This window comes from Arthrobacter sp. NPDC090010 (assembly GCF_044748305.1).
Taxonomy (GTDB): Bacteria; Actinomycetota; Actinomycetes; order Actinomycetales; family Micrococcaceae; genus Arthrobacter_E.
The window spans coordinates 46,728-59,116 of record NZ_JBIVFT010000008.1; the positions used below are offsets into that span (position 1 = coordinate 46,728).

Below are 12,389 nucleotides of genomic sequence, written 5' to 3' on the forward strand. Positions count from 1 at the left end.
CCCTACGTAGAATCACTATAGATCGGACAATCGAATGGTGGAACCTAGACGCAACGAAGACAACCAGTTTGTCTGCCTTCTCGATGGAACAATTCTGAACGCGACACCAGAAGAGGAAGTTCGCCAGGAGTTCATCGCGGTTCTCATGAATGACTATGGATATTCGCGGAACGTAATTCGAAGAGAGGTTCCGATCCAGCGGGGCCACGCCGAGCTGGAAGATGCATTCGGTCGTCCAATCCGAGCCGATATTGTGGTCTACAATTCCTCTGTTGCAGCAAGTAAGAGAGATCAAGGGAACATCAAGTTCGTCGTTGAATGCAAACGCCCAGACGAAAAGTCCGGTTACGCTCAACTGACGTCCTATATTTTCAATACTTCTGCCGCCGGCGGAATATGGAGCAACGGGGATGATACCGTCATTTATCGACGTAGTCATACTTCAAATTCTCTCGAGCAGGTGCCCGAACTCCCCCGCGCTCAGGAAGAGTGGAATTCGGTTGGGCGGCGCCGCAAGCGGGAGCTTGAACGTCCGTACGATGTGAGACGTCTGTTTCGAACTTGCAACAATAAGCTGTATGGGCGCGGAATGGAGAATTCCGACTACGATCTGACGATGGACATGGTGAGAATCTTGCTCGCCAAAATCCAAGATGAGAGTGAGCCTGGCGAACTTCCTCAATTCTACGTCACTGCAGAAGAATATGAGACCCCGGCCGGCAGAACTGTCGCGGGAGAAAGAATTCGTCAGCTATTTCGCAGGTTTGCAGACCAATTCCCGACGGTCTTCGACAGGGACGAGAAGATCGAGGTATCAAACGACTCCATCATTGAAGTTGTCGCGGTGTTACAACCTTGGTCGCTTGATGCCAATGTAGACGATGCAGACGACTGGGATATCATGGGAGCTGCCTATGAACAGTATACCCACGCAAATTTGAAACGGCAACGCGGCCAGTTCTTCACGAATCGACTCATTGTCAATATGATCGTTGAACTTGTCGATCCAAAGGTCGGCGAGATTGTCCTGGACCCAGCCGGAGGTTCTGGCGGTTTTGTCACTAGCGCTTTTCGGCATGTCCGTCGGCAAGTTCTGGCCGAGACTAAACCGGATACGCCCCCTCGTGGGCGAATGTTGGGCATTGCGAAATCGTCTATGTATCTATCGGAGATTTCCCCTCGTCTCGTTAAGCTTGCTAAAACCGCCATGCTCCTAAACGGCGATGGCCATTCAGGTATGACGCGAGGGAATTCTCTCGGGCGTTATGATGAGCTTGACGATTGGCTCAAGGCGCGCTGTGCGCGCCATATGCCTGACGTAATACTGACCAATCCACCGTTTGCTGGGCGAAGTGATGGCCAGGTTACCGACCCGGCCATACTCTCTCAATTCCGAACAGCGCGTAAGCTGACCGGCTCGGTAGAGTCAGTTGGTATCGGCGGTGCTCTACTTGAGCGTCAGGCTCCCGAGGTTCTTTTTCTTGAACGTTCCCTCGATTGGCTTAAGCCTGGCGGTCGTCTTGGAATTGTTTTACCAAAGAGCGTCCTCGACACAAATGCTTACCTCTCCGCGAGGATGATCATCCTTTCCGAGGCTGTGGTCGAAGCGGTCGTGACATTACACAAGGATTCTTTTCAACCGGATACTGGCGTAAGAACCTGCGTGCTCTTTATTCGCAAGCTGGAACTGGGCGAAGTGCCGCCCGACGATTATGAGATTTTCATGGCCATTTCGCAGAAGGCTGGTCAGGACAGTGAAGGGATGCCGATTTTTCGCACTAATGACGACGGTGCGTTGACAGCGGATATTGATCATGATCTGTCGGAGATCGCTCATGACTTGCGCGCGTTCCGTGCCGGGCGGCTCATCCCCTCGACGTATCGGTTTTCTGCACGTCGATCGGATCTAGGTGACGCTGTCAACTTGAACCCCCAGTTTCACCTGCCTCACCTTAATGATGCATTGTCTGACGTTCTCGCATATTCTGACATTGAGGGCTGGTCTGCATCGACGCTCGGGCAGGTTGAGAAAGATATAAGGATTTTCAAAGGCCCCAGGCTTAAGACTGAGAATGTCCAGGCTGGCAGTGAGTCCGACTCTTCCGACATCATCCCATATTTTACGCCGTCGGCCTTGCTTCAGGAGAAGCGCGATTCTGTTAAGTGGATAGATCTTTCTAAGACAAGTGCTAAACAGAAGCGTGACTTTGGAATTTGCACGGTTCATGAGGGTGACATTCTGTTGACCCGTTCGGGAGTGATTGGCAGACTCGCGTACGTCACGAGTTCTCTTGATGGTGCGATTGTCTCGGATGACATGGTTAGAGTGCGCATTTCTTCGCCGACGTTACGCGCCTATGTTATCGGTTTTTTGATGTCGGAGAATGCCAAGCATCAAATTCTGCGTAACGAGTACGGTGCCGTGCAACAGCATCTAGAGCCTGAACATGTTCGAGACCTGCTCCTACCGATCCCGGACGATTGGTCGACAGTTGTGCGGCTCGTAGATTTTGGAGTCCGGTACATTAAGTCCAAGGAGAGCATAGATTTTGCGGTCTCAAATATGAGGACTCTAGGGTTCATCCCTGTCTCCGAGCTTGGGACCGATAATTGATCCCGGTGACGATCTAGCCTGGGCCGAACGCTTTGTGTTTGACCTCCGGTGGAGATTGCAAGGTGATGGGTGGTAGTTTAGTGCCGCCCATCACCGCACCTCAACGTCCTCAAACACCAAAAACGTCTGCGTATCCAGCACCTCGGGCATGTTCTGCAACTGGTCGAATACCACTCGCCTCAGGTCCGCGTTGTCAACGGCACGCACCAGCAGGATCACGTCGAAGTCCCCACCCACCAGCGCCACGTGGTGGACCTCGGGGATGTCGCTGACCTTGGCGCGCAGCTCCCGCCAGGAGTGCTGCCGCACCTTCAGCGTCACGTAGGCACTCGCCCGGAGCCCTGCCTTCAGCGGATCCACCTTCGTGGTGAACCCCGTGATGATGCCCTGTTCCTGCAACTTGGCGATCCGGTTGTAGGCGTGCGCGCGGGACACGTGCACCTTCTCCGCGATCGTCGTCACCGACTGGCGTGCGTCCTCGGTCAGCAGCGCCAGGATGGCGCGGTCCACATCGTCCACGGGGCCTCCTGTGATCCAGCTCATATTGACCGTTTCGTCTACAAGATACTCGGTTCTGAATCCACAATTCCAGGATTTCCCCGATCCGTGGATACGAAACGTCCTCCGCGACCATACTGATCCCAACAGATCAGCCCGTCAGGACCATGCTGCAAGGAGGCATCATGACCATTCCCGCGGAGGCGCAAGACGCCGTCACCACCTTCGGGATCAGCCTCGAGGACTACATGCTTCCGGTCCACGGCCAGATCCAGATCCTCGCCGAGGACGGCACTATGCTCCCCGAGGACCGTCGCGGCTCCAGCCCCGGCCACCAGTACCCCGTCCCTTCCGACGAAGAGCTCCTCGACGCCTACCGCCGCCTCGTCATCGGACGCCGCGTCAACGACCAGAACTCCGCCCTCGTCCGCCAGGGCCGCCTCGCCGTCTACCCGTCCAGCCACGGCCAGGAGGCCTGCCAGGTCGCGGCGGCATTGTGCCTCGACTCCCAAGACTGGATGTTCCCCACCTACCGCGACGCCGTCGCCGTCATGACCCGCGGCGTCGACCCCGTGGAGACCATGACCATCTTCCGCGGCGACTGGCACGGCGGCTACGACCCGCACGCCCACCACGTCGGCATTCAGAGCACTCCGCTCACCACACAGCTCCTGCACGGCGTCGGCGTCGCACACGCCGCCAAGCTGCGCGGCGAGGATACTGTCGTCCTCGCCATGTGCGGTGACGGGGCCACCAGCGAGGGAGACTTCCACGAGGCCCTCAACTTCGCCGCCGTCTTCCACCTGCCGGTCGTGTTCTTCGTACAGAACAACCAGTACGCCATCTCCGTCCCGCTCGCGCACCAGACCGCGGCGCCGTCGCTCGCGCACAAGGCCGTGGGCTACGGGATGGCGGGGGAGCGGGTGGACGGCAACGACCTCGTCGCCCTCCTCGCCGTCCTGGACCGCGCCGTCGCCCTGGCCCGCTCCGGCTCAGGCCCTCTCCTGGTTGAGGCCAACACCTACCGCATGCAGGCCCATACCAACGCAGACGACGCCACCCGCTACCGCAACCAGGAAGAAGTGGAAGCCTGGGCGGCCAAGGACCCGCTGAACCGCATGCGCCACTATCTGCGTGCCGCCGGACAGCTGAACGACGACGTCGAGGCCGCCTTCGCGAGCGACGCCGAGCAGGTGGCGCAACAGCTCCGCGCCGGCCTGAGCGAGGAGCCGGACATCGACCCGCAGGATCTCTTCCGTTACGTCTTCACCGAACCCACCCCGCAACTGCGCGAGCAGGCCACCGTCCTAGCGGACGAACTCGCGCGCGACGCCGCCGGTGCATCCACTGTCACTGCCGAAACCCGTGAGGAGCACTGAGATGACCACCGTCGCAGAAGCGGCCGCGGCCCGCGCCGCCGCGAACGCCGGCCCCGAAGCCGTGACCTTCGCCAAGGCCCTCACCACCGCTATGGCCGACGCGATGCGTGCCGACCCCGGCGTCGTCGTCTTCGGCGAGGACGTGGCGACGCTGGGAGGCGTCTTCCGCATCACCGACGGCCTCCAGAAAGAGTTCGGCGAGCAGCGCTGCTTCGACACCCCGCTCGCGGAATCCGGGATCGTCGGCATGGCGCTCGGCATGGCCATGAACGGCCTGCGGCCCGTGGTCGAGATGCAGTTCGACGCCTTCGCCTACCCGGCCTTCGAGCAGATCGCCAGCCACGTCGCCAAGATGCACAACCGCACCCGCGGCCGCGTCACGCTGCCGATGGTCATCCGCGTGCCGTACGCGGGTGGGATCGGCGGCGTCGAGCATCACTGTGATTCCTCGGAGGCCTACTACGCGCACACCCCGGGGCTGAAGGTCTTCACACCGGCCACCGTCGCGGACGCCTACCGCCTGCTGCGCGAAGCCATTGCGAGCGACGACCCCGTGGTCTTCATGGAGCCCAAGAAGCTTTACTGGTCCAAGGAACCCGTCGACCTGGAAACGCTGCGGCTCGACTTCGAAAGCAAGGGCGCGAATGCCGAGGGCCGGGCGGCCGTGGTCCGTCCCGGAACCGACGCGACGATCGTGGCCTACGGTCCCGCCGTGCCGCCCGCCCTCGCCGCTGCCGAGGCTGCCGCCGCCGAGGGGCGGAGCGTTGAGGTGGTCGATATCCGCACCATCGTGCCCTTCGACGACGAGACCGTGTGCGCCTCCGTGCGCAAGACCGGCCGCGTGGTGGTGGTCGCGGAAGCGCAGGGCTTCGCCTCCGTCGCCTCGGAGATCACCGCCCGCATCCAGGAACGCTGCTTCCATTCGCTCGCCGCGCCCGTCCGCCGTGTGGCCGGCTTCGACATCCCATTCCCGGCGCCGAAGTTCGAGCACTGGTACCTGCCCGGGGTGGACCGCATCCTCGACACCCTCGACGAGCTGCAGTGGGAGGATTGATGAGCCGCGAATTCCTGCTCCCCGATCTGGGGGAGGGCCTGACCGAAGCTGAATTGGTCCGCTGGCTGGTCGCCGTGGGCGACGCCGTCGCCATCGACCAGCCCGTCGCCGAAGTGGAGACCGCCAAAGCCGTCGTGGAGGTGCCGTCGCCATACGCCGGGACCGTCGCCGTGCTGCACGGTGCCGAGGGTGAGACGCTCGACGTCGGCAAGCCGCTCATCAGCATCGACGAAGGCGGGGCCGCTTCCGCGCCCGCCGTGGAGACCGCTTCCGACTACCGCACCGAGGAGCGCGCCGGTTCCGGGAACGTTCTGATCGGCTACGGCACCTCCGGGAACGACGACGGCGGACGCACGCGCCGTCGTCGGAGTGCACCGCGTGCCGAGGGGGAGCAGGCTGCACCCCCGGCGCAGCGCACGGAGGCCGTCCGCGTCGTCTCGCCCCTGGTGCGCAAGCTCGCCAAGGATCTCGGGGTCGAGTTGCACACGCTGAGCGGTTCGGGGCCGGAGGGATTGATCCTCCGGCGCGACGTCGAAGGCGCCGGCAGCGGAACGACGACGGCGGCCGCCGCGGTTCCTGCTGCTGCGGTTCCCGCCGCTGCGGCCGGGGAGCGCGACGCGCTCAACGGTCTTCCGGTCGCGTCCCGCACGCCGATGCGCGGGGTCCGTCGTGCGGTCGCGCAGGCGATGAGCCGCAGCCGGAGCGAGATTCCGGAGGCTACCGTCTGGGTGGACGTGGATGCCACGGAGCTCGTGACTCTCCGCGCCGACCTCAAGCGGCGCGATCCGGAGAACGCACCGAGCCTGCTGGCGTTCATCGCCCGTTTCGTCCTGGCCGGGCTGGCCAAGTTCCCCGAGCTCAACACCCGCGTGGACACCGCGGCCGACGGTGGGCAGGAGATCGTCTCCTTCGACGGCGTGAACCTCGGTTTCGCCGCGCAGACCGACCGCGGCCTGGTGGTGCCGAACATCCGCGGTGCCCAGGCTCTCAGTGCGCGCGGCCTGGATGCCGAATTGAAGAGACTGAGCGCGGTCGCCCGCGATGGCAAGGCGAGTCCGGCGGAGCTTTCCGGGAGCACCTTCACGCTCAACAACTATGGGGTGTTCGGTGTGGACGGCAGTGCCGCGATTATCAATCACCCTGAAGTGGCGATGCTCGGGGTCGGGCGGATCGTGGACCGGCCGTGGGCGGTCGACGGGGAACTCGCGGTGCGCAAGGTGGTGGAGCTGACGCTGGTCTTCGATCACCGGGTCTGCGACGGCGGCACCGCGGGAGGCTTCCTGCGCTACGTCGCCGACGCGGTCGAGCACCCGGGGAGCGTGCTGGCAGACCTCTGATCCCTGCGTCGTCGCGTCATCCGTCCTTCCGGGCAGTTCCGACGAAGCCGTAACGCTGGGACTTCGGCGCGCTGACGTCGAGGTAGCCGGCGTCGCCCGTCACAAGGGTCAAACCGGCGTCCGCGATCAGGCGATCAATCTGTCGGCCGAGGTGGCATCCTCCTGCAAAGCGGGTATTGAGCGGCCCGATGACCTTCTGCCAACCCGCGACGGCACGGTCGGGGGAACGGCCGTGTTCCAGGAATGCGAAGGTCCCACCGCGACGGAGCACGCGGCGCACTTCCCGGAGGGCAGCCACGGGGTCCGGAATGGTGCAGAGCGTGAAGGTCGAGAGGATGGCGTCAACGCTCCCGTCGCCGCACGGAAGCGATTGAGCGTCCCGGCCCTGACGCTCAATGGGAACCGGTGAGGAGTCCCTTCGTCCTGCTGACAGTTCCCAGGCCGTGTCCGACGGTTCGATGGCCGCCACTCGTTCGACAGCGGGTGGGTAGTGCCCGATGTTGAGTCCGCTGCCGAAACCCAGTTCGACCACCTGGCCATACAGTCCTGAGCAGACGGTCGAACGATATGAGCTGAGCGCGGGATTGCTCAAGGACTTGTCGATCAACCGAGGGACTATTCGCTCACTCCACCACGCCATAAGCTGCAAACTACCCGCCGGACGGGGCCGAGTCGAGGCTTCCGCAGGCCGCTGTGGAAACGCTGTCCACAGCAGGGCGATATGGTCTGGCCGACTGCACTCTGAGGTCCATAGGGTCGTGGCCATGACAGCCGAAAATCACGAGAATCCGATGGCCGCAGGCGCTACGGACGAGAGCGCCGAGCGCGACGATGAACCGACGCCTGCGGAGCTGGAACTTGCGGAACTGGAAGCGCGGATCGAACGTGAGCGCCGCATACTCCTCAAAGGGTGGGGTCTCACCGGCCTCATCGTGGGAATCCTCGGCGGTGTGGCGTCGCTGGCAGGCCAGTGCTTCCTGATTCTCGTCTTTCTCGCCGGCGGCGGAGGAGACACCGAAGCATTCGGCAAGTCCTTTGCGGGGTCGCAGCTTCTCTGTGCGCTGGGGCTGATCTTCAGCCCGGTCCTGCTGGTTCTCGGTGCGATGATGCTCGGATTCTCGAAGGAGAATCGGGGGCGACCGGCGTGACTCGGCAACTGCCCCCCAGCGTCAGCCACGGAACACGCTTACGAACTCCTCGACGAGCGCATTGCCGGCGGTAGGGGCGACCACCCCGATGATCCTCTTGGCTGCGGGATGGTCGATGGGCACCTCGGCGACGTCGAGGCCTCCACCGCCACGGTTCGCGGGCAACACGGTGATCCCCAGCCCTGCCGCGGCAAGCCCGCGGGCATCCCGTGTGTCGTCCACCTCGAACACCGCATGAGGAATCTCGCCCCGGGTGCCGAGGATCCTCTGCATCGAATCGTGCAGGCCGTAACCACGCCTCAGCACGATCAGATCCTGGGTCCTGAGATCGTCAACGGTCACGGCACGGCCCGCGTGGGCGAGCGGATGCTGCGGGCTCATGGTCGCCACGAGCGGCTCGGTGAACAACTCGGTGGTCCTGAGGTCCTCGACATGGGGCGGGTCAGCGATCACCGCCAGATCGACATCACCGGCCCGGACCATCCGGATGCACGCTGCCCGTGAACCGTGCATGAGATTGAACTTCACCTTGGGACGGCGAGTCCGGAAACGAGCGATCGCCCGGGGCACGTGGATCTCGCCGAGAACATTCTGATAGGCCACCGTGATGACGGCGTCGTCGGCCTGCCCCTGGACCCGTGCTGCTGCCACTGCGTCTTCCAGGCCTGCCAGGGCCTTGGCTGCCGCCGCGGCCAAAGACGCACCGGCTTCGCTCAGCTGAACACCACGGCCCACGCGGTGCATCAGGGGGACTCCGACGAGCGCGGCCAGCCTTGCCAGGGAACGACTGGCGGACGGCTGAGGAATGCCGAGTTCATCGGCCGCGGCGGTTACGGAACCGGTCCGTGCGAGCTCCGCCAGAAGAGGAAGATGCGGAAGCACCTCCCGGATCATCCGAGGATTCATATCCATAGTGAATGATTCTAGAGATAAATAGCATTAGTCATAACCTCATCGCGTGAGTACCGTCGAAAAGGTGAGTACTCATACCGCCGAACTTCCCACCGTAGAGCAGCGCCCTCGCAAGCTGCCCTACGGTTCGGGTTCACCCGAGGCAGCGGACGACGTCGCGGAGCAGCGCCGGTACCGACGCATGATGGCCGCTCTGCTGGCTGCCGGCGTCGCCAGCTTCGCGCAGCTCTATGCGATTCAAGGCGTCCTGCCCGGGCTGGCCCGGGAGCTTTCGCTCAGTGCATCGACGGCGGCCCTCAGTGTTTCCGCGGCCACCACCGGACTCGCCGTCGGCGTCCTCCTGTGGGCCGCCGTCGCGGACCGGATCGGACGGCTGCGCTGCATGCAGATCGCCGTGACCGGAACCGTGGTGCTCGGGCTGGCGACGGCCGCGGCTCCGGGCATGGAGATGCTGCTCGGCATTCGCTTCCTGACCGGACTGGTGGTCGGCGGAGTGCCGGTGCTCGCGGTCGCTTACGTCTACGAACAGCTTTCAGGAGCCAGAGCCGCAGTCGCGGCCACCGTGTACATCTCCGGCACCACGGTGGGCGGAGCCTTGGGGCGACTCGTGGCGGGGCCGCTCGGCGCCTGGCTCGGCTGGCGCAGCGCCCTGCTCGGAGTCGGGCTGGTGAGCCTCGCTGCGGCCGTGGTGTTCCTCGTCCTGGCGCCGCAGGAGCGGGGCGCCCGGCCGAGAACGGATCGTGCCGAGCGGCCGTCCGGGCGCATCCGCCAGGCGTTGACCTCGCGCTCCCTGCTGGTGCTCTACATGCAGGCCTTTCTCGTCACGGGCAGCTTCGTGGCGGTCTTCAACTTCCTGACCTTCCGGCTTGAGGCGGCGCCGTTCGCGATCCCAGCGGCGCTCGCCTCCCTGGTGTTCCTCGCGTACTTCGCCGGCACGGTCTCCTCCCGTCTGGCCGGCAAGTGGCTCATGCGCTGGGGCTTCGCCAGAACCAGCCTGTTCGGCGTGATCGCGATGTTCGCAGGCCTCGGCGTCCTGGCGATCAACGGCCTGATGCCGATCATCCTGGGCCTGCTGCTCTTCACTGGCGGGAATTTCATGGCGCACGCCGCGGCCGTCGCCACGGTCGGCGCCCGTGCGGGCGCCGGATTCCGCGGCCAGGCCAGCGCCCTGTACAACATCGCCTACTATCTGGGCTCGTCCCTGCTGGGCTGGCTGCTGGGGGTGGCGTTCGACGGCGCAGGCTGGCTCGGAATGACCCTCGGCATCGCTGGCGCGCTCATGATCGTCGTGGTGCTGAACACGCTGAGCCTGCGAGACCAGACGGAAACGCATCATTCACCGGGCTGGTGAATCTAGCTTGTCGGTGTCCCAAGAAGCAGTGGAAGAGAGTCCTCTGAGATATGGCCAAATAGCGGAGGACGCTCGACCCCTGGGCGTTGCTGATTCAGTTTGAACCTGGCGCGGCCCAACCGAAACCTCATTGGCTTCTCAGCCATAAAAGCAGTGACAGTCTAATAACAGCAATAACACTGTCCGGACTCAAGCGTCCGTTCGCGTAGGGGCCTTGCTCGACGTCGTGGGTCCCAAAAGGCGATCCTGGACATATGTCAGTTGATCAAGAGACGATCCGGCTTGCCGAGGCAGTAACAGGACGTCCAACGAGGGAACGGATGCTCCAGACGATGCTGGAGAGATCGGGCAGGAACGGCGTCCCCATACGCAGTGAATTTGTTCAGAGCGCGCTACGCAGGCGAGACATATCACGTGGCGGCCCGCTGAGCCGTCTGGTGTCCAACCGCGATGTAGCTGCTCTCGATGCCTATCTTCTGATTCACGCAGTGGCGAGCGCTTCTCCGTGGGAATGTCGATATCCGAACTCGACTTGGGCCCTTGCGCTCGGGTTCAATCAATACGCGTCTCCCGACTCAGCACGAGCCCGGTTCTCCAGAGCTGCCCAGCGGCTTGCAAGGCTTCGTCTCTTGGACGTGTTGGGTGATGTAGGAACTCCGAGACTTGTTCTCTTGCGGGAAGACAGTTCGGGCGATGCTTACTTCAGGCCAAGGAACGTGGGTGACGGAGTGTGGTTCTCTATGCCGTACACCTACTGGACCAGTGGATATGCCGATCGACTGGGCCTTCCAGGCAAGGCGATGCTACTCATCGGCATGTCATTGGAGGACGGCTTCAAGCTTCCGTGCGGCCGGGTACCAAACTGGTACGGGATTTCTGAGAAGACCGCGGAGCGAGGCCTCAGACAGCTGCGGGAGCTTGGAGTCCTTAGCTATGAGAGCGAGCATCGAATAGAGCCAAGTTCTCCGACAGGCCTGGCTGAAGAGCGAAGGTACACCCTACGGGGAGACTTCTCCTTGAGTGCACGTCGAGAAGCGATGAGGAGAGCGAAGTAGCGCACTATGACCTAGTGCGCTCGGGTCTCCGCTGCCTTTGACCTGGGCCGCGCGACCTCAGGGGCGCTGTTCCTTGCCGTCGTCGGTGCTGGGATAGCCTGGCAGCGTGGGGTTCGATGCGTTTGAGACTTATGCGGCCGAGGTGGGAATGCCTGTTCTGGTGACCCCGGAGACGCAGAACGGGGACTACGAATCCGGCATCGCCCGGATCGGCGGCGAGCCGTGGCACATCCGGACCGCACGGACCACTCCGACGAAGCCGGGCGCTTTCGTCGCCTTCTGGCAGCGGGATCCGGCCGGAACCACCATGCCTTTCGGCGAGGATGACCCTGCCGCGGGTTTGTGCGTCTTCGTGGAACAGGAGGGCCGACGGGGCGTGTTCCGGTTCACCGGTGCGCATCTTGCCCGGCTCGGCATCACCTCGGGGAAACGCCCCGGCAAGCGAGGCTTCCGCGTGTACCCGGGCTGGTGCTCGGAGCTGAACGTTCAGGCCGCGGCGACTCAGCGGGCCCAGGCGCCCGCATTCGAGGAGTACTGAGCCCGGTCGGGCGCCCCGCACCGCGAGACGTCATTGCCGCAGGAACCACGTCCTGGACCGTTCGTCCTCGGGCAGGTGTACTGGCATCATGACCGCCGCAGGAACCACCCGCTTCGCCATCGACGCCGTCACCGCCCTCCGCATCATCCGCGAGGATCCGACACTGGGGGACAGGGTGCGGCTCGTCGCCCCGGCCGTCCTCCGCAGTCAGGTGTTGGCGGCGCTCTACCGGGAATCCCGTCACGGCCTCCTCGATGACAGGGCCGCCCGCGCCCAGCTCGCCGGGCTCGCGACGCTCAAGGTCAGGCTTCTCGGCGACCGGGTCTCGCGCGCCACCGCCTGGAGGATCGCCGGGACGCTCGGCTGGGACGACGTCGGGCCCGCCGAGTACCTTGCCGTGGCGAGCCTGCAGGCCGACGTCCTGGTGGCCGGGGACAAGCAGCTTGCCGAAGCCGCAGCGGGGATCGTTCCCCTGGCTCGCTACGAGGAGCTGTTCCGCTGAC

At 63.6% G+C, this 12,389-nt stretch carries 11 protein-coding genes; 8 read left to right on the forward strand and 3 right to left on the reverse strand.

What is annotated here, in order from left to right; translation table 11 throughout:
• Nucleotides 1-37: 37 nt before the first annotated feature.
• Entirely contained in the window at nucleotides 38-2,614 is a 2,577-nt protein-coding gene (locus ACIPXZ_RS12650) for an N-6 DNA methylase (RefSeq protein ID WP_400594699.1), read from the forward strand.
• 90 nt (nucleotides 2,615-2,704) lie between these two features.
• Here ACIPXZ_RS12650 and ACIPXZ_RS12655 read toward each other — a convergent pair whose 3' ends face one another.
• Nucleotides 2,705-3,157, reverse strand: a complete 453-nt coding sequence (locus tag ACIPXZ_RS12655) for an Lrp/AsnC family transcriptional regulator (RefSeq protein WP_400594702.1) — start codon at nucleotides 3,155-3,157, stop codon at nucleotides 2,705-2,707.
• 140 nt (nucleotides 3,158-3,297) lie between these two features.
• On the opposite strand from ACIPXZ_RS12655, the gene pdhA reads away from it, so the two are divergent.
• Genes pdhA through ACIPXZ_RS12670 form a run of 3 tightly spaced genes read left to right on the forward strand, consistent with a single transcriptional unit; the run spans nucleotide 3,298 to nucleotide 6,882 of the window.
• Entirely contained in the window at nucleotides 3,298-4,491 is a 1,194-nt protein-coding gene (gene pdhA, locus ACIPXZ_RS12660; RefSeq protein WP_400594704.1) for a pyruvate dehydrogenase (acetyl-transferring) E1 component subunit alpha, read from the forward strand.
• 1 nt (nucleotide 4,492) lies between these two features.
• Entirely contained in the window at nucleotides 4,493-5,545 is a 1,053-nt protein-coding gene (locus tag ACIPXZ_RS12665) for an alpha-ketoacid dehydrogenase subunit beta (protein WP_400594707.1), read from the forward strand.
• The gene (locus tag ACIPXZ_RS12670; RefSeq protein WP_400594710.1) at nucleotides 5,545-6,882 is read left to right on the forward strand and encodes a dihydrolipoamide acetyltransferase family protein; all 1,338 of its coding nucleotides are present in this window, start codon (nucleotides 5,545-5,547) and stop codon (nucleotides 6,880-6,882) included. The genes ACIPXZ_RS12665 and ACIPXZ_RS12670 overlap by 1 nt, the downstream gene beginning before the upstream one ends.
• Before the next feature lie 16 nt (nucleotides 6,883-6,898).
• Here ACIPXZ_RS12670 and ACIPXZ_RS12675 read toward each other — a convergent pair whose 3' ends face one another.
• On the reverse strand, nucleotides 6,899-7,489 hold the full coding sequence (locus tag ACIPXZ_RS12675; protein WP_400594713.1) for a class I SAM-dependent methyltransferase: 591 nt from the start codon (nucleotides 7,487-7,489) through the stop codon (nucleotides 6,899-6,901).
• A gap of 157 nt (nucleotides 7,490-7,646) precedes the next feature.
• Here ACIPXZ_RS12675 and ACIPXZ_RS12680 point away from each other — a divergent pair, with 157 nt between their 5' ends.
• Nucleotides 7,647-8,030, forward strand: a complete 384-nt coding sequence (locus tag ACIPXZ_RS12680; RefSeq protein WP_400594716.1) for a hypothetical protein — start codon at nucleotides 7,647-7,649, stop codon at nucleotides 8,028-8,030.
• 21 nt (nucleotides 8,031-8,051) lie between these two features.
• Here the strand turns inward: ACIPXZ_RS12680 and ACIPXZ_RS12685 are convergent, their stop codons facing one another.
• Entirely contained in the window at nucleotides 8,052-8,942 is an 891-nt protein-coding gene (locus tag ACIPXZ_RS12685) for a LysR family transcriptional regulator (protein ID WP_400594719.1), read from the reverse strand.
• 46 nt (nucleotides 8,943-8,988) lie between these two features.
• On the opposite strand from ACIPXZ_RS12685, the gene ACIPXZ_RS12690 reads away from it, so the two are divergent.
• The 3 genes from ACIPXZ_RS12690 to ACIPXZ_RS12700 all read left to right on the forward strand — a co-directional run bounded on the left by ACIPXZ_RS12690 (nucleotide 8,989) and on the right by ACIPXZ_RS12700 (nucleotide 12,388).
• Nucleotides 8,989-10,293 (forward strand): MFS transporter, encoded by a 1,305-nt coding sequence (locus ACIPXZ_RS12690; protein ID WP_400594722.1) that lies wholly within the window; start codon nucleotides 8,989-8,991, stop codon nucleotides 10,291-10,293.
• 1,161 nt (nucleotides 10,294-11,454) lie between these two features.
• The gene (locus tag ACIPXZ_RS12695; protein ID WP_400594725.1) at nucleotides 11,455-11,886 is read left to right on the forward strand and encodes a MepB family protein; all 432 of its coding nucleotides are present in this window, start codon (nucleotides 11,455-11,457) and stop codon (nucleotides 11,884-11,886) included.
• Nucleotides 11,887-11,974: 88 nt separating this feature from the next.
• Nucleotides 11,975-12,388, forward strand: a complete 414-nt coding sequence (locus tag ACIPXZ_RS12700) for a hypothetical protein (RefSeq protein WP_400594728.1) — start codon at nucleotides 11,975-11,977, stop codon at nucleotides 12,386-12,388.
• The last annotated feature ends 1 nt before the right edge of the window (nucleotide 12,389 follow it).